An 18,200-nucleotide genomic window follows, 5' to 3' on the forward strand; every position below is an offset into this window, starting at 1 on the left:
CCGTTCAGCTGGTGGTCGTGACCAGACGCCGGGCGCCGTCGATACGCGGTTTGAAATAGACGTTGTCCAGCCGCTCGATGCGGATGTGCCCCCGGCTCGAAGGCGCGTGCACGAAGCGGCCTTCGCCCATATAGATGCCCATGTGGGAATGGCGTTTGTTCAGCGTATTAAAGAACACCAGATCGCCCGGACGAAGTTCGGCGACCCTGATCGGTCGGGTCATGTCTGCGATCTGCGCGGCGTTGTGGGGGAGTCGCTTTCCGCTGACCTGCTCGACGATGTAGCTGACCATGCCACTGCAGTCCAGTCCGGCCTCGGGGTTCCGGCCTCCGAAGCGGTAGCCGGTGCCGAGCAGCCCAAGCGCATACAGCACCATCTCCTGTGCGGCGACATCGTCCTCGATGTGGAAATATCCTCGTCCGTCACTGCGTGGTGCGGACGGATAGCCCGGAGCCTGAATCGTATCCGTGCGCTTCGGCGTACTTCCACAGCCACCGAGTACGCTCAGTGCGAGGGCAAAGAGACACAGCGATCTGAATGCCGGGGGGGCGCGCATCATTCAACCCTCGCTGAGACAGCCCCCTCGTGGCGTCGGGCCGGACGGTTCGAGCGTCGCGGTGTTGCCGCTCAGTTGCAAAACCCTGTGTCCGTCACTGTAGCGCGGCTGCGATGTGTGGCCATCCTCGCCGAGCACGAACACCCCGGTGCCATGGCGGAGGCGGACATGACCCTGGCGGAGTTCGATGTCGAACCGGTCGCCATCGTCGCACGCGTAGGTGACGACGGTCGCCGCATCGCGTGTGTAGGCCGTGCCGGCGAGTGCGCCGGCGGCAGCGATCAGCAGCCCGGTCAGAACCAGGCGCGATCGGCTGGGTGGCGTGAACAGGATTCGGGTTTCTTCCATGGGGGTGTCTCCTGTCAATCGATCAACTCGATCGTCCCACTGACATTGACGACGATCTGACTCTCGCCGCCTTCGAGCGGGGCCGCTACGGCAGCCTCGGCAGCCATTACCCCGGAACGCATGATCGGGTGGATCGGACCTTGGCCCCCGCCGTAGTTGATCGAAAGATGCCGAAGCCGGTAGCGCTTGCCGAGGGTTTCACCGATCGACGTCGCGCGCGCCTCGAATGCGCGAATCGCGTCGGCGGCGGCCAGGTCCGCAACCGACGCGCGCGTTTCGGGAGCGGGTTGCATCACCAGACTGGTCACCGCGAGGTCGGCCTGCAGTTGCCCGAGCAGGTCCGATATGGCCGCAATGTTTCTGCTTTCCAGACTGATAGTCGACCGCATTCGCCAGGCTTCGATGGTCTGGCCGTTGCGTGCATAGACCGGCGAGGTGTTGATGCCCGACGTGCTCGCCTTGATGTCCGGGTAGGCCTTGATCCGTTCGAGCGCGGCCGCGATCGCGGCGTTGACCTTGCGTGACAATTCGGCTGGTTGCGCGTCGGTGGCCTCGATATACGCGTTCGCCTGAGCGAGATCGTTCGGTGCGCTGCGGGAAGCCTCGGCGGACAGGTCGACCGTCGGGGGCGGCACAGGTGTCGATGCGTGCGCTTGAAGGGCGCCGACGGACAATACGATGACGAGCCCGGTGCGGCAGAGCCGATTGCGGATCGAAGACTTCATGACGTTTTCACCCCAAGATCATGATGGATCGGAGTGTAACGCTTTTGAACAAATATATGAACTTTGACGCGTAAGACCTTGTAAAAAAAGTCTTACGCGAAACAATGGCTCAGTCTTTCGACGGACTCCCGGTGGCGCTGCGCGGGTCGATCCGTCGGGCGCCGTCGGCGTACTGGCTCGCGTTGTCCACATAGTGCAGCGCATTGGCGCGCAACCCCGCGACTTCTTCGTCCGAGAGCTGACGAATGATGCGCCCGGGCGAGCCCACGACCAGCGAGCGGTCTGGAATCACCTTGCCTTCCGGAATCAGCGCGTTCGCGCCGATGATGCACTCCTTGCCGATGACCGCGTGATTGAGCACGACCGCATTGATGCCGATCAGGGAGCCATCCCCGATCGTGCAGCCGTGCAACATCACCATATGGCCGACCGTCACGTGCGAGCCGATGTTCAGCGGTACGCCCTCGTCGTTGTGCAGGATGGAGCCATCCTGGATGTTGGTGTTATCGCCGATCACGATCGGATCGTTGTCACCCCGCACCACCACGTTGTACCAGAAGCTGACATTCTTGCCGGCCTGAACGCGACCGATCACGGTGGCGTTGTCGGCGACCCAGCAACCATCGTCGAAACTCGGTACGCGATCGCCTAGCGCATAGATGGCCATTCCTGTCTCTCTCTGTCGTGGTCGGGGGCTTGTTGCCGGAAGGCGGCGCCATGATAACAAGACCGCTCGTGCTTGTGCGCGTTAGCGGTTCATCCGGGCCCGCGGGGTACCTCCGTTTCCTCACTGCCCGATCGCGTCGGCAGTGGTACGATCTTCGCCGTACCCAAGCTCTCGATATTTCATGCTCAGCTACCGCCACGCCTTTCATGCCGGCAATCACGCCGACGTCCTGAAGCATTTCGTGCTGATCGAACTTTTGCGTTACTTCAGCCGCAAGGACAAACCGTGGTGGTATATCGATACCCATGCAGGCGCTGGCTGTTACGCGCTCGGCGGCGAGTACGCGGACAGGACGGGCGAGTTCGCGGCCGGAATCGGCCGCCTGTGGATGCAGGACGGTTTGCCGGCGGGCCTGGACGCGTACATGGCCGCGGTGCGGGAGTTCAATCCGCATGGTGCCCTCACTTTCTACCCGGGTTCGCCGGCACTGGCGATGACGCAGCTGCGCGCACAGGATCGCATGCGTCTGTTCGAGCTTCATCCGGCCGATGCCGCATCCCTGGACAAGACTTTCGCGCGCGACCTCGACCGGGTGATCGTGCGCAAGGCGGACGGGTTCGCCGGGCTGAAAGGCCTGCTGCCGCCCCCGACGCGTCGGGCGGTGGTGCTGATCGACCCCCCCTATGAAATGAAGGACGATTATCGCCGCGTGGTCGAGGTCGTGCGTGACGCGATACGGCGCTTTCCGGCCGGCACCTATGCAATCTGGTATCCGATGCTCGCGCGCCCCGAGGCCCGGGATCTGCCGCAGCGGCTGGCCGCGATCGGGGCGGGCAGCTGGCTGGATGTGCGGCTGAGCGTGCGCTCCCCTTCACCGGACGGCTTCGGCATGTTCGGCAGTGGCCTGTACATCTTCAATCCGCCCTGGGTGCTCCCGGGTCTGCTCGAGGCGGTCCTGCCGCAGTTGGTGAAACTGCTTGGCGAGGACGAGGGCGCAGGCTTCGATCTGGAGCACGACATCGAATGAGCGAGCGAGACACGCTGATCGAGCTGCGGGATGCGCTCAGAACTTTCGCCGAGGCGCGGGACTGGCAGCAGTTTCACACCGCAAAGAACCTCGTGATGGCCTTGTCCGGTGAAGTGGGCGAGGTGACCGAGCATTTTCAATGGCTGACGCCCGAGGCGTCCATGACGCTCGACGACGGCACGCGTGCCGATGTGGCGCTGGAGCTGGCCGACGTGCTGTTGTACCTGATCCGTCTGGCCGACGTGCTCGATATCGATCTGGGCGATGCCGCGCGCAACAAACTGGCATTGAACGCGCAGCGTTATCCGGTCGACAAGGCCTACGGGAAGGCCGACAAATACGACCGTCTGTAACGGACGGAGCCGGGCCCGCTTCGATGCAGCCAGATTCGACCGCATTGTGATTGGGTTACGAACATATTTCTGAAACAATATCGCCTTTCGTGTTGATGTAGGTCGCGCGTGGAACTGAAGCACATCAGTGGCCTGGAAAAGGCGGCGTCCAAAGGCAGCGTCGAGCATTTCCGTCTCGGAATCGGTCTGCTCTTCATCATCGGCGTGATGCTGTACTCGGTCGCCAGAGGGGAAGCGCAGGGTAGCCTGTTCATCATCATCGCAGCGATGATCGGCGGCTACATGGCGATGAACATCGGTGCCAACGATGTCGCCAACAACGTCGGTCCGGCGGTCGGGTCCAAGGCGCTGACGCTCGGTGGCGCGTTGGTCATCGCGGCGATCTTCGAGGCGGCGGGTGCGATCATCGCGGGCGGAGAAGTCGTCGGAACGATTCGCAGCGGCATCATCGACCCGAACCAGATCAAGGATGCCGACACCTTCATCTGGGTGATGATGGCGGCGCTGCTGGCCGCGGCGTTGTGGCTCAACATCGCGACGGCGCTGGGTGCGCCGGTGTCGACGACACACTCCATCGTAGGTGCGGTTCTAGGCGCAGGTGTCGCATCGACCGGACTCGGTATCGGCAACTGGGATACCGTTGCACGAATCGTCGCCAGCTGGGTGATCTCGCCGCTGATGGGCGGCGTGATCGCTGCCGGGTTTCTTTATCTGATCAAGCGAAGCATCACTTACCAGGTCGATCTGATTGTGGCGGCACGAAAGACCGTGCCTTATCTGGTTGCGCTGATGGCGACCGTCTTCACCGTTTACCTGATGCTGAAGGGCTTCAGCAAATTGTGGAAGGTGGGCAATGCACAGGCGTTCACGGTCGGACTGGCCGTTGGTGTGCTGGTGCTGATGGTGGTCAAGCCGCTGGTGGCAAGACGGTCCGAGCACATCGCGAACTCCAAGGACGGCGTGAATCAGCTGTTCACCATGCCGTTGATCTTCTCAGCGGCGCTACTCAGCTTCGCGCACGGCTCGAACGACGTGGCCAATGCGGTCGGGCCGCTCGCCGCGATCGTGGAGGTGGTCAGTTCCGGTACCGGCGAGATCGCGCGCGCCGCCCCGATTCCGCTGTGGGTCATGGTGGTCGGCGCGCTCGGCATCGCAGTCGGCCTCGGCCTGTTCGGGCCGCGCGTGATCAAGACGGTCGGTTCCGAGATCACCGAACTCGATAAGATGCGCGCGTACTGCATCGCGATGGCCGCCACGATCACCGTGATCATCGCCAGCCAGCTGGGCATTCCGGTCAGCACCACGCATGTGGCCGTAGGCGCGGTCTTCGGTGTCGGATTCCTGCGCGAGTTTCTTAAAAGCCAGCACGCGCGAATGCTCGAAGCGATCAAGGCCCACCATCCGGAAGGTGACCAGGAAGCGATCGACGCGTTTCTCGCCAGGTTTTCCAAGGCGTCGGTGAGCGAGAAGGGCTTGATGCTGAGCGAACTCAAGCGCCGGTCCAGGGAACACATGGACCCGGCGAACTTCTCGAAGACCGAGCGCAAGGGCCTGAAGAAAGTCTACCGCCAGGAGCTGGTCAAGCGTTCGCAGGTGCTCAGAATCGTTGCAGCCTGGGTGGTGACGGTACCGGCCTCGGCGCTGATGGCCGCGATACTGTTCTACACGATCAAGGGCATGCTGATCGACTGATTCGCCCGCCGCCGGGCCGTGCCAGCAGGCTGTCCCCGCCCGCACGCGCCTGTTTCGATGCGTCGAGTCGACGCTAGTGGCTCGTCGGGCCCCTGCCGGCTGCTATGATCCGGCTCCATGCTCTCATTCGAAATCTTCGCACTCCTCTCGCTCGGTGTGGCCGCGTGGTTCTGGTTCGATACCAATCGCGCACGCGAAGCCGGCGTGCAGGCGGCCAGATCGAGCTGCCTGCGCGAAGGCGTGCAACTGCTGGACGATACGGTCGCGTTCCGCTCACTGCGCCTCACCCGCGACCATGATGGCCGGGTTGCGCTGAAGAGAGTCTATGACTTCGAATATTCAGGTTCGGGACACGATCGTCATCGTGGGTCGGTGATGCTGATTGGTTGCGAGGTCGTAATGCTCGACATCAGCGAGCACTTCGGACGATGACTCGACGCCTGAGCCAGGCTTACATATGCGGGCCGCCGAAGTTGCGCAGGAACTCGTTGCGCAGTTGCGCCGAGTCGGCAAACGCGCCGCTGAAGGCCTGCGTGATGACCCGTTCATCGCCCCGTCTGTCCTCGCCGAGCAGCAGGCACAGCTGCTCCGCTTCGATGACGCAGGCGGCACCGCGTGCCCTGCCGTGGTGCATCAATGCGTCCGAAATGTCGCGTGTCATCCATTCCTGATAGGTGAACCGGTGCCCGATCGCATCGACCAGGCGTGCGATCCGGCCGAATCCGTGCAGGCGACCCTCCGGCAGATAGGCGACATGTGCGACTCCGCGGAACGGCACCAGATGGTGCGGGCAGACGCCATGGATCGCGATACCGCGGATGATCACCATGTCCCGACGCGGATCCTCGAAACCGTCTCCGAGCGCCTCGGCAGGGTCGAGCTCGTATCCTCCGAGCAGGCGTCGTTGCCAGAGTTCACGCACCCTCCTGGCGGTCTTGCCGGTGTGCGCGCCGTCGGGTGAGATGCCGCAGGCCTTGAGCAGGTCGCCGACCGCGACCTCGAACGCGTCCGGGTCGAACTGTCCGGTGCGAGGTATGCCGATGCTGTCCGGGCAGGGTCCGGCGGGGATATGATCGTGTTCGTGTTCCATCGCGTGTTCCTGAGGTCGGGGCGTTCACAGATGATAGCCGCTGTGAGGCGCTTCGCGGCGGCATCAAAACGGGGGCGAGCGGGTCGCGTGTGACGTCAGGCGATGAATACCGGATCGGAGAACACCAGCGTGCCGTCCTTGCGCATCATCAGGTTGTCAGCGTTCAGGATGTCGGGCAGCACCTGATATTCATCGACGAAATCCGACAGCGCCCTGATCGCCGACTTCAGGCTGTCACTCACGTTCAGCGGATTTACGGCCATGTGATGCAGCGCGATCCGGCCCATGTCCATGCCGAGCTGGCTCCATTGCTGGCAGGTGGTCCAGTAGAACTCGATCAGTTTCAATGCGAGTTCGGCTGCGGCCGTGCCCTCGGCGAGCGGATAGAGGCGCTCCATCTCGATCAGATGGAAGGGGTAGCCTGTGCTCGCCCGCCCGATGATGCCGTGATCGGCATGAACCACCGGGAAGTGACGGCCACGCGGGCGATCCTCCGCGGTATAGAGAAAGTAGTCGGCCGGTGAGCTGACCACCTTGAATACTCGTTCGCCGTCGCCCTTGTCCAGCACGATGCTGTACTCGCCCCGTCCGATCTCCTTCCTGCCGTCGAGCAGCGGATGGGATGGAACGGGATCGGGCAGAACGGTCGTCTGCCGCCCCATCATTGAACGCACTTGTTCGAGGTCGAGCATGTCTGCGATCCGGCACTCGGTATGCCGATCGTACCGCGACACCGCATCGATGTCGCGACCGAGCGACGGTTCAGGCCATGATGTTGTAGCCGGCGTCCACGAAATGCACGCCTCCGGAGATCAGTCGTCCCGCGTCCGAGACCAGGAAGGCGGTCAGCGCACCGATGTCCTCCGGCGTGACCAGGCGATGCATCGGCGAGCGCTCGACCGCGGCCGCCATCAGGCCGTCGAAGCCGGCGATGCCCGATGCGGCACGCGTCATCAGCGGCCCCGGCGACACCGCATTGACGCGGATGTTCTTCTGCCCCAGTTCCGCCGCCATGTAGCGGGTGGCCGCTTCCAGCGCCGCCTTGCACAGCCCCATCACGCCATAGTTCGGGATCACCTTCTCGCTGCCCAGATAGGTCATCGTGACCAGCGAGCCACCGCCGGCCTTCTCCATCAAAGGTTCCAATGCATGGGCGAGGCGCACGAAGGAATGCGTGGACACGTCCATTGCGAGCGCGAAGCCGTCGGGCGATGTGTCGACCACCCGGCCGTGCAGATCGTCGCGCTTGGCGAAGGCCATGCTGTGGATCGCGAAGTCGAGCTTGCCGTATTTCGTCGCGATCTCGTCACGAACCCGTGTCAAGGTCTCGGGACGGGTCACATCGAGCAGATGAACATCCTCGACGCGGAGACGGTGCAGTACCGGTTCGATGAAGGCGCGGGTCTTCTCGTTCTGATAGGTGATCACGAGCTTGGCCCCGGCATCGGCGCAGGCCTCGGCGACGCCGGTGGAGATCGATTTTTCGTTGGCAATCCCGGTGATCAGACCGATCTTGCCTTCCAGATTCACGATGGGTTTCATTGTTCGTTCCCCGCTTTAGGTGCGTTGCAACAATTCCAGCATGCCTGCATCGACGTTACAAAACAAGCCGCTGCGCGTTCATTTGCTGGGCAGATGTGATTTAGTTACGATTCCGAGACAGCGTACGCTTGCACTTTATGGCGCATTGCAGCATGCTGATTCCATCAATCGATGCGTTTGTTCGCATTGACGACCCCTAATGGTGCTGCAATGAAAAAGAAAACCTACATCTTCATGGACTTTGACGGCGTCACCCACCCTTGGGGTGAGGTCGAGGATTTCCGCAGCCTGCCGCTGATCGAAGCGGTGGTGCGCGACCACCCGGAAGCGCGTATCGTGATCTCGTCCGACTGGCGCATGCTGTTCTCGCTGGCGAAGCTGGTGGACCGCTTCTCGCCGGACATCCGGCCGCGCATCATGGGTGCCACACCGCACCTGATCCCCACGCGCGGCCCCGAGCTGCACGGCCTGCGCGAGCGCGAGGCGATGCTGTGGCTCGCTCAGCACGAGGCGGATCCGACGCTGGCGCGCTGGTGCGCGCTCGACGATGCCCCGGGCAACTGGCTGACCCGCTCGCGGCTGGTGCTGACCGACTTCAAGCGGGGTTTCACCGACGAGGACGCCGCACGCCTGCATGCGCTGCTCGACGCCTTGGCGAGCGGAGTGCCTCAGGCGGCCCCTGCCAAGGTCGCTGCGTCGTTGTTGAACTGGAGGTGAGGTCGCCCCGGTCTCAGTGGCTCCACAACGGCGCTTCGTCCATCAGCGCGATCTGTTCGCGGATCTCCAGGATGCGGTCCTGCCAGTAGCGTTGGGTGTTGAACCACGAGAAGGCGGCCGGGAAGGCCGGGTCGTTCCAGCGGCGCGCGATCCAGGCGCAATAGTGGATCAGCCTGAGGGTCCGCAGCGCCTCGACCAGATGCAGTTCGCGGGTCGAGAAGTCGTGGAAGTCTTCGTAGCCGGCGAGAATGTCGCCCAGTTGGCGACTCATGTCCTCGCGTTCGCCTGACATCAGCATCCACAGGTCCTGCACTGCCGGACCCATCAGGCTGTCGTCGAAGTCGACGAATTGCGGGCCGGGTGAATCGCCCGAGGCGCTCCACAACACGTTTCCGACATGACAGTCGCCGTGCAGGCGGATGCGGGCGAAGTCCCCGGCACGGTCGAAACAGCGCCGGACGCCGTCCAGCGCCTGATCGACGCTGCTGCGCCAGGCCGGCAGCAGGTCGGGCGGGATGAAGTCGTGTTCGAGCAGCCAGGCGCGCGGTTCTTCGCCGAAACGGGCGATATCCAGCTCCGGGCGCACACGGTAGGGTTTCAGCGCGCCGATCGCATGAATGCGCCCGATGAACCGACCCATCCATTCCAGCGTCGCCGGATCCGACAGCTCGGGCGCCCGACCGCCTAGGCGCTCGAACACCGCGAACCGAAGATCCTCGTAGTGCGACAACGTGCGCCCGTGCAGCGACAACGGTGCGGCGACCGGGATCTCGCGTTCGGCCAGTTCCTGCACGAACGCGTGCTCCTCGTCGATGGCCGCATCCGACCAGCGGTGAGGGCGGTAGAACTTCACGATCCGCATCGGCCCATCCTCGATGCCGAATTGATAGACGCGGTTCTCGTAGCTGTTCAATGCGAGGATCCGGCCATCGGGAACCAGGCCTGCGCTTTCGAGCGCGTCCAGCATGCGGTCGGGCGTGAGATTGGCGAAGGGGGTGGGGGTCGAGGCTTGATTCATGTCGGTACCGGGGACTCGAGAATGCGTCATTGTCGCAGTGATTCGCGACAGCCGTGGGACCGAATGGACATCGATGCGAACGGGTGGGGCGGACGCGCTGCGCCACCGAGCCGTTGGTCCGTTGCGGCGAACCGCAGTGGTGTCGGCATTGCCCGATGCCGGTGCGGCCGTCACAATGTTTCCTTTTTGAGCGGAAGTTGCGAATGGACCCGGAACGAAGCGCATCGTCACACGCCGTCATCCCGCCCGACGCGCTGCTGCCGCTGGCATCGCGGGACACCCAGACACAGGCGGCACGCATGGCCCAGGATGCCTTTTCGAACACTTTTCGCCTGACGCTGAACGCGGACGACGACGGACGGGCGCAGGGTGTCGCGCGGCTCGCCGATGCGCTGCGCAACTGGTGCGGCGCGGCCCCGGATGAGGACGCGCGCAGTCTCAGGCTGGCGATGGTCGTGCTGGGCCTGGACCAGTGGGGCGTCGCATACAGTCGCGCCTTCGGTCTGCAGGCGATCCCCGGCCTGACCGAACTGGTCGGTGCGCTGCGCACCGCGCTGGATGCGCGTGAGGACGCGCAGTTCCAGCGTCATTTCGAACTGATCGACGCGGGCGAGGGCAATGCGATCGACTTCAAGATCGAACTCAGGCGCAGCATTCATCTCGCGCTGTGGCACGCAATGATCGCAAGCGACGAACGAGAGCAGGCCACGGCCATCCTGACCCAGCTCGGCGGCATGATGTTCGCGCTGGTGAAGCTGATGCCGGAGCTCGGCTGGCGTCTGGTGGCCGATGCGGTGGCCAACATCCAGATCCACTGCCTGTCGCATTCGCTCGCCACCGAGGGTCTGGCGCGGGAGACCACCGAGGCGCTGTTCGCCGCGCTGACGCGCGAGCTGCCCGCGCCCCAGCGCGATCTGGTGATGGCGCACGCGGCCAGATCGGTGATCGCATGGCAACAGGCCAACCGCCCGTCCTCCGGGCCGTTGCACTGATGATCCTGGGATCATGGCGCTGAAGTCGACCGTCTATAAGGCGGAACTGTCGATCGCGGACATGGACCGCCCGTACTAGGGCGAACATGCGTTGACGGTCGCCCGGCATCCGTCCGAGACCGACGAGCGCATGATGGTGCGGCTGCTCGCGTTCGCGCTGTATGCGACGGAAGGGCTGGGCTTCGGGCAGGGGCTGTGCGTGGACGACGAGCCGGACCTGTGGCTTCGCGATCTGACCGGCGCGATCGAGCTGTGGATCGATGTCGGCCAGCCCGACGAGAAGTGGGTGCGCAAGGCCTGTGGCCGTGCCGCGCAGGTGGTGGTGATCTGCTATGGGCGGGCCGCAGACATCTGGTGGGAGGGCGTGCGCAACAGGCTCGCCCGAGCGGGCAACCTGACCGTGCTGCGGCTTCCCGCCGAGACCGCACCGGCCCTGGCCCGAATGACCGAGCGCAGCATGCGCCTTCAGTGCACGGTGCAGGACGGACAATTGTGGATCACGAACGGACGCGAAACGGTCCTGGTCGAGCCGCAGCGCTTGATGGGGCCGACCGGCTGAACTGCGTCCGGGCGCCGTATCGGGATGTTCGATCCGGTCATCGTCTGCCGGATCATGCGCGGCCCGGCTCGATTGCGTGGCGATCGATGAAGCGGTCGAGCACGTCCCCAAGATCGGGACGTCCGATTTCCGCAAGTTCGTAACGCACGCGCGTGCTCGGCTTGTCGATGCGGATCACCCGGGCGAGATCGATCGGCGTGCCGATCACGACGCTGTCGCAATCGCAGGCCGCGATCGTGTCCTCGAGATCGTGTCGCTGCTCGGCGCCGTAGCCTATCGCCGGCAGCACGCGGCCGATGTGCGGCCACTTCGACAGCGTGGTTGCGATGCTGCCGACCGCGAACGGCCGCGGATCGACGATTTCGGCCGCCCCCGCGGCCAGGGCGGCGACCAGGCCGGCGCCGCTGGCCATCTCGCCATGGGTCAGTGTCGGACCGTCCTCGATCACCAGCACCCTCCGTCCGGCGACCAGGCCGGCATCGCCCAGGCTGACGCGGGACTCGGCGCGAACGATTACAGCGGCGGGATTGGCCTGGTGGATGTTGTCCAGCAGCATCCGCACCCGCTCGGGTGGAGCGGAGTCCAGCTTGTTGATGACGAGTACGTCGCTGTATGCGAACACGCACAGTTGCACCGCCAGTATGTCGATCAGGTCCGCGAGCGCGTGTTCCGGAAAGATCGGAATACCTTCGGGACAGTATGGCCCCGCGAGCGTGGCGGGATAGCGGCGCTCGTCGATGTTCGGAATCTGCGCGGCCGTGAAGCCCACCACTTCATGGGCAGGATCGTGCCGGTACAGCACGTTGAAGTCGTGAAAGTCCCGGCCGGCCGCACCGAGGATGAGTACGCGTTTTCGGTCCACGTTGCCGCTCCATGCGTTGCCGTCCGGCCCAGGCACTCACCGCGAACGAGCCTGGATCGGAAAGACATTAGAATAGCGCCGTCATCGGTGTTTCGCGCGCCGGTATGCACTGGAGTATCGACGTGAGTCCCGCAACTCAGTTCCTCATCATCTTCGTGCTCATTGCTTTGAGCGCCTATCTGTCGGTTTCGGAGATCTCGCTCGCGGCCTCGCGGCGCATCAAGCTGCGGCTGCTGGCCCAGCAGGGCAATGTCGCCGCCGAACGGGTGCTGCATCTGCAGGAGAACCCCGGCCATTTCTTCACCGTGGTGCAGATCGGCCTGAACGCGCTGGCGATCCTGGCCGGCATCGTCGGCGAGTCGGCACTCGCACCGGCGCTGGCCGAAGTCATCGGGCTGCTCTATCACGGTGAACGACTGGCGTCGATCAGTTCGGTGGGTGCGTTCATACTGATGACGTCGCTGTTCGTGCTGTTTGCCGATCTGGTTCCGAAACGGCTCGCGATGAGCGCGCCGGAGCGCTTCGCGGTCATGATCGTTGCGCCGATGCGATTCTGCGTGTCGCTGTTCATGCCCATCGTGTGGGCCTTCGACAGCCTGGCGAACTGGGTCCTGAAACTGCTGAAGCAGCCGAACGTGCGTCCGGACGACATCACGTCGGAGGAGATCGTCGCGATGGCCGACGCGGGTGCTCAGGCCGGCGTGCTGCTGAAGCAGGAGCACCAGCTGATCGCCAACGTGTTCGAGCTCGATTCGCGCACGGTGACGTCCGTGATGACGACCCGCGACAACGTGGTGTTCTTCAGGCTGGACGAATCGGAGGACAGCATTCGTGGCACGCTCGCCCTGCATCCACACGCCAAGTTTCCGGTCTGCGAGGACACGATCGACAGTGTGGTCGGTTACGTCAGCGCCAAGGACGTGTTCTCGCGCATCCTGACCGGCCAGAAACTTTCGCTGCTCGCCGACCCGGCGATGCGCGACGTCCTCGTGATCCCGGATACGCTGACGCTGTTCGAGGCGCTGGAGCGGTTTCGTGCCGCGCGCGAGGATTTCGCGCTAATCGTGAATGAATATGCGCTGATCGTCGGTCTGGTGACGCTGCAGGACATCATGAACACGGTCATGGGTGATCTGGGCAGCAACACCGAGGAAGAACTCATCGTCGAGCGCGAGGAAGGCTCCTGGCTGATCGATGGCCTGACGCCGGTCGAGGATGTGATGCAGGCACTGGCCATCGACGCGTTCGAGGGCGCGGAAAACTATGAAACCATCGCCGGCTTCATGATGTACCGGTTGAGAAAGGTGCCGAAACGCACCGATGCCGTGCTGTATCGCGGCTTCAAGTTCGAGGTCGTCGATATCGACAATTACCGCATCGACCAGTTGCTGGTGACGCGTGCGGTCGAACCGTCGCCGCAGACCGGCTCATCGGAGCGGTCGTGACCGGGCATGCCGGCCGATGGTCGGTCCGTGGTCAGGCGTCGTCGTCTTCGTCCTCGGTCGATTCCCGCTCGTAGCGATACAGCAGCGTCTTGCAGTCGCCGCAGGACACGATTCGTGTGTCGTCCTCGTTGTGCAGCAGCCCGGTCTCGCTGAGGTTGGGCGACGCACAACTCGTGCATGACGGTTCGTTCGTGCCGGCGTCCGCCAGATAGGCATCCCGTTCGGGAAGCTCGCGCTGACGGCGCTGATAGCGCTGGTGCAGATTCAGCAGGAAACTCGCGCCGAGGAAGAAGAAGAATGCGACGTAGATCGGCAGGGGAATATTGAACATCGGTCTGGATCCGCAGAGGTGGCACGTCAAGCTTAACTCCGTCACGGCGCCAGTGAATTAGCCTGGATCAATTCGCGACACATCCGCGTTCGAAACACACCGCCGCTGTGCGACGCGTCGCTGCGCGTCCGTGCGTGACCGCCGCGGACGGTTCCGAAGTCGTGTCGGCGCAGCAGCAGGGTCAGTACACGAAACGATCATGCAGGCTTTCCAGGTTCAGTTCGGCCAGAATCTGCTCCGCCCGTTCGCGCGCATTGCCGCGTCGCTGGCCGCTTGCACGCGCGATGATGAGCTCGTTCTTCATCGAATGCTCCCAGCCGACCAGCTCGGTGACCGTGAGCTGGTAACCGTGCGATTCGAGCAGCAGGCAGCGCAGCACGTTCGTGATCTGACTGCCGAATTCGCGGGTATGGATGGGATGACGCCAGATCTCGGCAAGCGGCGTGCGCGACAGCGACGCGCTCTTGAATTGGCGCAGCGCGGTCGCGACTTCGGCCTGGCAGCAGGGCACCAGCACGATGAAGTGCGCCTGCTTCGCGAGCGCGAAGCGAATCGCGTCGTCGGTGGCGGTGTTGCAGGCATGCAATGCGGTGACGATGTCGACGCGCTCGGGCAGTTCCGGTGACGCTATCGAATCGCCGACGCTCAGGTTCAGGAAGCGCATGCGCTCGAAACCGAGCCTGTCGGCCAGCGCCTTCGAAGCGGCGACCAGTTCCTGACGCGTCTCGATGCCGAAGATGTGCCCGCTGTCGCGCGACTTCAGGAACAGGTCGTACAGGATGAAGCCGAGATAGGATTTACCCGCGCCGTGGTCGACCAGCGTCAGCTCGCCGCGTGCGTCCATGACCTGCTGCATCAAGGGTTCGATGAAGTGATACAGGTGCAGCACTTGCTTGAGCTTGCGCCGGCTGTCCTGGTTGAGCCGCCCGTCGCGGGTGAGGATGTGCAGGGCTTTGAGCAGTTCGATCGACTGGCCGGGGTGCAACGCGTCGGCGAGCTGCGCCGCTGCATCGGTTTGGGGCACGACCGGCGCCCTGGGCTGCCTGCGGCTCATTGCGTGTCGTCGGCCGCGTCGTGCAGGCCAAGTGCGTGCCAGCCGGCATGACCGAGCTTTTCCAGCGTGTCGATGTTGCGCTTGTAGATGTCTTCCGGGTCGCCCGGGAAGGCGGCCAGCGCCTTGGCCAGGCTGTCCTCGCGGATAAGGTGCAGCGTGGGGTAGGGTGCGCGGTTGGTGTAGTTGCCGATGTCGTCCTCCCCGGTGTCCTCGAAGCGGAAACGCGGATGAAAGCTCGCCACCTGCAGCACGCCGTCCAGTTCGTGCTCCAGCACCGCCTCCTCGGCAACGCCGACGACCTCGTTGAAGGTCTCGAAATCCGGAAACAATGTCGGGTGGATCAGCAGCGTCGTGTCGATCTCGGCCGGGTCCGCCTCGGCCAGCAGGTCGAGTTCCTCGTCCAGTTGCTCGAGAAACGCATCCAGATGCTTCGCGTCGCTGACCACGAAGCGCACCTGGTCGCGCACATAGACCTGCCGCGCGAATGGGCACAGCTCGAGCCCGATCACCGCCTTCTCGATCCACAGCCGCATCGCGGCAAGCACTTCTTCCCGGTTCATGGAGTGTCCTGCAGTATAAAGCGCGTATTCTGCGGGATAATCCTCATCTTTTCCCGACATTCCATCCCCATGGCAATTCAGTGGTTTCCCGGTCACATGACGTCGGCGCGCAAGAAGGCGTCCGAGACCATGGCGAGAACCGATCTCGTGATCGAAGTGCTGGATGCACGCATTCCGATGGCCAGCAGCAATCCGATGATCCAGGAACTGCGGCTGTTCAGGCAGCGCCCCTGTCTGAAACTGCTGAACAAGTCGGATCTGGCCGACCCGGATGCGACGCGCGCGTGGCTGGAGCATTTCAACCGCCAGGACGGCGTCACCGCGGTCGCGCTGTCATGCAAGAAACCGGGTGACGTCGCACGGCTGCCCAGGCTGTGCCAGTCGCTCGCGCCGCACCGCAACGATCGCACCAAGCTACTGCGGATCATGATCATGGGCATCCCCAATGTGGGCAAGTCCACGCTTATGAACGCGCTGCTGAAGCGCCGCGTGGCGAAGGTGGGCGACGAGCCGGCGGTGACCAAGTCGCAGCAGACCTTCGATTTCGGCGATCACATGACCATCACGGACACGCCCGGCATGATGTGGCCCAAGATCGAGCATGACTCGGACGGCTTCATGCTCGCGGCCTGCCATGCGATCGGACGCAATGCGGTGATCGACGAGGAGGTCGCTGTGTTTCTGGCCGCGCTGCTGATCGAGCGCTATCCGGCACGTCTGTCGGCGCGTTACGGCGTCGAGACCGGCCATCTGGATGGCCCCGCGCTGGTCGAAGCGGTGGCGCGCCGGCGCGGCTGCCTGGTCAAGGGCGGCGGCCTGGATCTCGAGAAGGCGTCGCTGCTGTTGCTTGACGATTTCCGCAGCGGCGCGCTCGGCCAGATCAGCCTGGAGACACCCGACAGCCGCGAGCGCATGCTGGACTCGGCGGCCCCTGCGGTGGCCGATGTCGCGACCCCCGATGCCGCCTCCGGCTGAACGCGATTCCGATGCAATGACCGTTCGTGCCGGGGCCGGTTCACTCCTCGATGCGGAATCCGATCTTCAGCTTGACCTGGTAGTGCGCGATCTTGCCGTCGGCGATATGACCGCGGATCTCGGTTGCCTCGAACCAGTCCATGTTGCGGATGGTCCTTCCGGCGCTGTCGATCGCATTCTGGATCGCGTCGTCGGTGCCGATGGTCGACGAGCCGACGATCTCGACGAGTTTATAGACGTGGTCGTTCATTGAAATTCCCTCCTATCCTTGTCGCGTGACGATGACTATACAGATTTGCAGGAGTCGATGAAGTGGAAGAACGCCTGGAATGCATCGAGACCAAGATCGCCTTCACCGAGGATCTGGTCGAGGATCTCAACCTGACCGTGTTTCGCCAGCAGGAGCAGATCGACCGGCTGCGCGAGCAGGTCGCGCGGCTGACCGATCTGATCGGCGATCTGGACGCGTCGCGGCAGCGCGATCCGCGCGACGAGATTCCGCCGCACTATTGACGGGCTGCGGCGACCGGGCGGGTCGCCGGCGCTTGCGCCCGGTCAGCGACTGGTGAGCTTCAGCTCGATGCGACGATTGCGCGCAAGGGCCTCGGGCGTGTCGGCGGGGTCGAGCGGGTGGTATTCGCCGTACCCGGTCGCGGCCAGACGCCTCGCCGGGATGCCCTGATCACGCAGGAACTTCACGATGGCCAGCGCCCGCGCAGTGCTGAGCTCCCAGTTGGACGGGAAGCGTGCGGTCGAGATCGGCCTGCGGTCGGTGTGCCCGTCGACCTGCAGCACCCACGGCAGGTCCTCGGGGATGTCGCGCGCGACCAGCTTCAGGGTCTCGGCGAGCCTCATCAACTGGCGCAGGCCATCCTCGCTGACCTCGTCCGATGCGCTCGGAAACAGCACTTCGCTCGCGAACACGAAGCGGTCGCCGACGATCGCGATGTCGTCGCGATCGCCGAGTACCGCCCGAAGCCGCCCGAAGAAGTCGGAACGGTAGCGGTCGAGCTCCTGCACCCGCGCGGCCAGTGCGACATTGAGCTCGCGGCCCAGATCCTCGATGCGGATGTCGCGTTCCGCGATGCCCTGTTCCGCGAGTGCCAGCGCGTTCATCAGTTCCTCGAGCTGCGTGCGCACCGCCGCGATCTGGCGGTTCAGCAGCTCGATCTGCGCGATGGCCTGCTCCGAGATCTCGGCCTGGTCCCGCAGAGTGCGTTCGGAGGTGTCGAGCGAACTGGCGAGCTGGGCCACTTCGCTCTCGAGTTCGGCCTTCAGCCGCTCCAGCGCAGCGATGTTGGCGTTCAGCCGCACGGCCTCCTCGAGCTGGCCGGCCAGCGCCTGTTCGGTTTCGGACAATGCGCTGCGGGTCTGGTCCAGCGCGCCGGCCAGTGTGTCGCGTTCGCCACGGGTTCGATCCAGGCTCGCGCTGAGTTCGCCGATCCGGGTGTCGGCCGATGCGCGCGCGGCCGTCTCCAGGCTCAGCGTCTGCGCCAGCGCGGCCAGTTCGGCGTTCAGGCGTGCCAGCGCGCGATCCCGGCCGCTGACCGCATCGGACAACACGAACTGCCCGATCACGAAGATCAGGATCACGAACACCATCACCATCAGCAGGGCCGCGAGCGCATCGACGAAGCCAGGCCAGAAATCGAGGTAACGGCGACGGCGGGACAGGACTGCCATGGTT

23 protein-coding genes and 1 pseudogene are annotated in these 18,200 nt (G+C 64.0%); 10 read left to right on the plus strand and 14 right to left on the minus strand.

Annotation, left to right across the window (positions count from 1 at the left end; all coding sequences use genetic code 11):
* Nucleotides 1-4 precede the first annotated feature (4 nt).
* The 4 genes from ACKVEX_RS04510 to ACKVEX_RS04525 all read right to left on the minus strand — a co-directional run bounded on the left by ACKVEX_RS04510 (nucleotide 5) and on the right by ACKVEX_RS04525 (nucleotide 2,296).
* Entirely contained in the window at nucleotides 5-559 is a 555-nt protein-coding gene (locus ACKVEX_RS04510; RefSeq protein WP_473214497.1) for a C40 family peptidase, read from the minus strand.
* Nucleotides 560-904, minus strand: a complete 345-nt coding sequence (locus tag ACKVEX_RS04515) for an MliC family protein (RefSeq protein WP_473214498.1) — start codon at nucleotides 902-904, stop codon at nucleotides 560-562.
* Between the two features lie 14 nt (nucleotides 905-918).
* Nucleotides 919-1,629, minus strand: a complete 711-nt coding sequence (locus ACKVEX_RS04520; protein ID WP_473214499.1) for an SIMPL domain-containing protein — start codon at nucleotides 1,627-1,629, stop codon at nucleotides 919-921.
* Between the two features lie 109 nt (nucleotides 1,630-1,738).
* The gene (locus ACKVEX_RS04525) at nucleotides 1,739-2,296 is read right to left on the minus strand and encodes a gamma carbonic anhydrase family protein (RefSeq protein ID WP_473214500.1); all 558 of its coding nucleotides are present in this window, start codon (nucleotides 2,294-2,296) and stop codon (nucleotides 1,739-1,741) included.
* 181 nt (nucleotides 2,297-2,477) lie between these two features.
* Between ACKVEX_RS04525 and ACKVEX_RS04530 the strand changes: the two genes are divergently transcribed.
* From ACKVEX_RS04530 to ACKVEX_RS04545, 4 genes are all read left to right on the plus strand, one after another.
* Entirely contained in the window at nucleotides 2,478-3,323 is an 846-nt protein-coding gene (locus ACKVEX_RS04530; protein WP_473214501.1) for a 23S rRNA (adenine(2030)-N(6))-methyltransferase RlmJ, read from the plus strand.
* A complete protein-coding gene (locus ACKVEX_RS04535; RefSeq protein ID WP_473214502.1) occupies nucleotides 3,320-3,676 on the plus strand; it encodes a nucleotide pyrophosphohydrolase in 357 nt (118 codons plus the stop codon). Before ACKVEX_RS04530 ends, ACKVEX_RS04535 begins: the two co-directional genes overlap by 4 nt.
* Nucleotides 3,677-3,784: 108 nt before the next feature.
* Nucleotides 3,785-5,368, plus strand: a complete 1,584-nt coding sequence (locus ACKVEX_RS04540) for an inorganic phosphate transporter (RefSeq protein ID WP_473214503.1) — start codon at nucleotides 3,785-3,787, stop codon at nucleotides 5,366-5,368.
* 117 nt (nucleotides 5,369-5,485) lie between these two features.
* A complete protein-coding gene (locus tag ACKVEX_RS04545; protein WP_473214504.1) occupies nucleotides 5,486-5,800 on the plus strand; it encodes a DUF3301 domain-containing protein in 315 nt (104 codons plus the stop codon).
* A gap of 19 nt (nucleotides 5,801-5,819) precedes the next feature.
* Here the strand turns inward: ACKVEX_RS04545 and folE are convergent, their stop codons facing one another.
* The 3 genes from folE to fabI form a co-directional block, all read right to left on the minus strand.
* A complete protein-coding gene (folE, locus tag ACKVEX_RS04550) occupies nucleotides 5,820-6,458 on the minus strand; it encodes a GTP cyclohydrolase I FolE (protein WP_473214505.1) in 639 nt (212 codons plus the stop codon).
* Between the two features lie 95 nt (nucleotides 6,459-6,553).
* Entirely contained in the window at nucleotides 6,554-7,150 is a 597-nt protein-coding gene (locus tag ACKVEX_RS04555; protein ID WP_473214506.1) for a hypothetical protein, read from the minus strand.
* Between the two features lie 70 nt (nucleotides 7,151-7,220).
* A complete protein-coding gene (fabI, locus tag ACKVEX_RS04560) occupies nucleotides 7,221-8,000 on the minus strand; it encodes an enoyl-ACP reductase FabI (protein ID WP_473214507.1) in 780 nt (259 codons plus the stop codon).
* Nucleotides 8,001-8,210: 210 nt separating this feature from the next.
* On the opposite strand from fabI, the gene ACKVEX_RS04565 reads away from it, so the two are divergent.
* Nucleotides 8,211-8,717, plus strand: a complete 507-nt coding sequence (locus tag ACKVEX_RS04565; protein WP_473214508.1) for an HAD domain-containing protein — start codon at nucleotides 8,211-8,213, stop codon at nucleotides 8,715-8,717.
* A gap of 13 nt (nucleotides 8,718-8,730) precedes the next feature.
* On the opposite strand, the gene ACKVEX_RS04570 is transcribed toward ACKVEX_RS04565, so the two are convergent.
* The gene (locus ACKVEX_RS04570) at nucleotides 8,731-9,735 is read right to left on the minus strand and encodes a serine/threonine protein kinase (RefSeq protein WP_473214509.1); all 1,005 of its coding nucleotides are present in this window, start codon (nucleotides 9,733-9,735) and stop codon (nucleotides 8,731-8,733) included.
* 203 nt (nucleotides 9,736-9,938) lie between these two features.
* Here ACKVEX_RS04570 and ACKVEX_RS04575 point away from each other — a divergent pair, with 203 nt between their 5' ends.
* Nucleotides 9,939-10,727: a hypothetical protein gene (locus tag ACKVEX_RS04575; protein ID WP_473214510.1), complete on the plus strand. Its 789-nt coding sequence runs from the start codon at nucleotides 9,939-9,941 to the stop codon at nucleotides 10,725-10,727.
* A 13-nt stretch (nucleotides 10,728-10,740) separates the two neighbouring features.
* Nucleotides 10,741-11,286, plus strand: a pseudogene (locus ACKVEX_RS04580) (YaeQ family protein).
* 52 nt (nucleotides 11,287-11,338) lie between these two features.
* Here the strand turns inward: ACKVEX_RS04580 and ACKVEX_RS04585 are convergent.
* Entirely contained in the window at nucleotides 11,339-12,148 is an 810-nt protein-coding gene (locus ACKVEX_RS04585; protein WP_473214511.1) for a hypothetical protein, read from the minus strand.
* Nucleotides 12,149-12,252: 104 nt separating this feature from the next.
* Between ACKVEX_RS04585 and paeA the strand changes: the two genes are divergently transcribed.
* Nucleotides 12,253-13,593 (plus strand): polyamine export protein PaeA, encoded by a 1,341-nt coding sequence (gene paeA, locus ACKVEX_RS04590; protein WP_473214512.1) that lies wholly within the window; start codon nucleotides 12,253-12,255, stop codon nucleotides 13,591-13,593.
* 31 nt (nucleotides 13,594-13,624) lie between these two features.
* Here the strand turns inward: paeA and ACKVEX_RS04595 are convergent, their stop codons facing one another.
* The 3 genes from ACKVEX_RS04595 to ACKVEX_RS04605 all read right to left on the minus strand — a co-directional run bounded on the left by ACKVEX_RS04595 (nucleotide 13,625) and on the right by ACKVEX_RS04605 (nucleotide 15,538).
* Complete coding sequence (locus ACKVEX_RS04595) at nucleotides 13,625-13,924, minus strand: hypothetical protein (protein ID WP_473214513.1); 300 nt, start codon at nucleotides 13,922-13,924, stop codon at nucleotides 13,625-13,627.
* Nucleotides 13,925-14,105: 181 nt separating this feature from the next.
* Complete coding sequence (locus ACKVEX_RS04600) at nucleotides 14,106-14,978, minus strand: class I SAM-dependent methyltransferase (RefSeq protein ID WP_473214514.1); 873 nt, start codon at nucleotides 14,976-14,978, stop codon at nucleotides 14,106-14,108.
* Nucleotides 14,975-15,538 carry a DUF1415 domain-containing protein gene (locus ACKVEX_RS04605; RefSeq protein ID WP_473214515.1) on the minus strand — a complete coding sequence of 188 codons (564 nt, stop codon included), beginning with the start codon at nucleotides 15,536-15,538 and terminating at the stop codon, nucleotides 14,975-14,977. Before ACKVEX_RS04605 ends, ACKVEX_RS04600 begins: the two co-directional genes overlap by 4 nt.
* Nucleotides 15,539-15,607: 69 nt before the next feature.
* On the opposite strand from ACKVEX_RS04605, the gene ylqF reads away from it, so the two are divergent.
* Nucleotides 15,608-16,513 (plus strand): ribosome biogenesis GTPase YlqF, encoded by a 906-nt coding sequence (ylqF, locus tag ACKVEX_RS04610; RefSeq protein WP_473214516.1) that lies wholly within the window; start codon nucleotides 15,608-15,610, stop codon nucleotides 16,511-16,513.
* A 40-nt stretch (nucleotides 16,514-16,553) separates the two neighbouring features.
* On the opposite strand, the gene ACKVEX_RS04615 is transcribed toward ylqF, so the two are convergent.
* Nucleotides 16,554-16,763 (minus strand): dodecin, encoded by a 210-nt coding sequence (locus ACKVEX_RS04615; RefSeq protein WP_473214517.1) that lies wholly within the window; start codon nucleotides 16,761-16,763, stop codon nucleotides 16,554-16,556.
* Nucleotides 16,764-16,825: 62 nt separating this feature from the next.
* Here ACKVEX_RS04615 and ACKVEX_RS04620 point away from each other — a divergent pair, with 62 nt between their 5' ends.
* Nucleotides 16,826-17,026, plus strand: a complete 201-nt coding sequence (locus ACKVEX_RS04620; RefSeq protein ID WP_473214518.1) for a SlyX family protein — start codon at nucleotides 16,826-16,828, stop codon at nucleotides 17,024-17,026.
* 42 nt (nucleotides 17,027-17,068) lie between these two features.
* Here ACKVEX_RS04620 and ACKVEX_RS04625 read toward each other — a convergent pair whose 3' ends face one another.
* Nucleotides 17,069-18,196, minus strand: a complete 1,128-nt coding sequence (locus ACKVEX_RS04625) for a peptidoglycan -binding protein (protein WP_473214519.1) — start codon at nucleotides 18,194-18,196, stop codon at nucleotides 17,069-17,071.
* Nucleotides 18,197-18,200 lie beyond the last annotated feature (4 nt).

It is taken from the genome of Denitraticella aggregata, from assembly GCF_048158365.1.
Classification (GTDB): domain Bacteria; phylum Pseudomonadota; class Gammaproteobacteria; order Burkholderiales; family Rhodocyclaceae; genus Azoarcus_F.

Bases quoted from the DNA above. Each gene is read 5' to 3' on its own strand.
- ACKVEX_RS04510 (WP_473214497.1), bottom strand. From the start codon at position 559: ATGATGCGCGCCCCCCCGGCATTCAGATCGCTGTGTCTCTTTGCCCTC.
- ACKVEX_RS04515 (WP_473214498.1), bottom strand. From the start codon at position 904: ATGGAAGAAACCCGAATCCTGTTCACGCCACCCAGCCGATCGCGCCTG.
- ACKVEX_RS04520 (WP_473214499.1), bottom strand. From the start codon at position 1,629: ATGAAGTCTTCGATCCGCAATCGGCTCTGCCGCACCGGGCTCGTCATC.
- ACKVEX_RS04525 (WP_473214500.1), bottom strand. From the start codon at position 2,296: ATGGCCATCTATGCGCTAGGCGATCGCGTACCGAGTTTCGACGATGGT.
- ACKVEX_RS04530 (WP_473214501.1), top strand. From the start codon at position 2,478: ATGCTCAGCTACCGCCACGCCTTTCATGCCGGCAATCACGCCGACGTC.
- ACKVEX_RS04535 (WP_473214502.1), top strand. From the start codon at position 3,320: ATGAGCGAGCGAGACACGCTGATCGAGCTGCGGGATGCGCTCAGAACT.
- ACKVEX_RS04545 (WP_473214504.1), top strand. From the start codon at position 5,486: ATGCTCTCATTCGAAATCTTCGCACTCCTCTCGCTCGGTGTGGCCGCG.
- folE (WP_473214505.1), bottom strand. From the start codon at position 6,458: ATGGAACACGAACACGATCATATCCCCGCCGGACCCTGCCCGGACAGC.
- ACKVEX_RS04555 (WP_473214506.1), bottom strand. From the start codon at position 7,150: ATGCTCGACCTCGAACAAGTGCGTTCAATGATGGGGCGGCAGACGACC.
- fabI (WP_473214507.1), bottom strand. From the start codon at position 8,000: ATGAAACCCATCGTGAATCTGGAAGGCAAGATCGGTCTGATCACCGGG.
- ACKVEX_RS04565 (WP_473214508.1), top strand. From the start codon at position 8,211: ATGAAAAAGAAAACCTACATCTTCATGGACTTTGACGGCGTCACCCAC.
- ACKVEX_RS04570 (WP_473214509.1), bottom strand. From the start codon at position 9,735: ATGAATCAAGCCTCGACCCCCACCCCCTTCGCCAATCTCACGCCCGAC.
- ACKVEX_RS04575 (WP_473214510.1), top strand. From the start codon at position 9,939: ATGGACCCGGAACGAAGCGCATCGTCACACGCCGTCATCCCGCCCGAC.
- paeA (WP_473214512.1), top strand. From the start codon at position 12,253: ATGCACTGGAGTATCGACGTGAGTCCCGCAACTCAGTTCCTCATCATC.
- ACKVEX_RS04595 (WP_473214513.1), bottom strand. From the start codon at position 13,924: ATGTTCAATATTCCCCTGCCGATCTACGTCGCATTCTTCTTCTTCCTC.
- ACKVEX_RS04600 (WP_473214514.1), bottom strand. From the start codon at position 14,978: ATGAGCCGCAGGCAGCCCAGGGCGCCGGTCGTGCCCCAAACCGATGCA.
- ACKVEX_RS04605 (WP_473214515.1), bottom strand. From the start codon at position 15,538: ATGAACCGGGAAGAAGTGCTTGCCGCGATGCGGCTGTGGATCGAGAAG.
- ylqF (WP_473214516.1), top strand. From the start codon at position 15,608: ATGGCAATTCAGTGGTTTCCCGGTCACATGACGTCGGCGCGCAAGAAG.
- ACKVEX_RS04615 (WP_473214517.1), bottom strand. From the start codon at position 16,763: ATGAACGACCACGTCTATAAACTCGTCGAGATCGTCGGCTCGTCGACC.
- ACKVEX_RS04625 (WP_473214519.1), bottom strand. From the start codon at position 18,196: ATGGCAGTCCTGTCCCGCCGTCGCCGTTACCTCGATTTCTGGCCTGGC.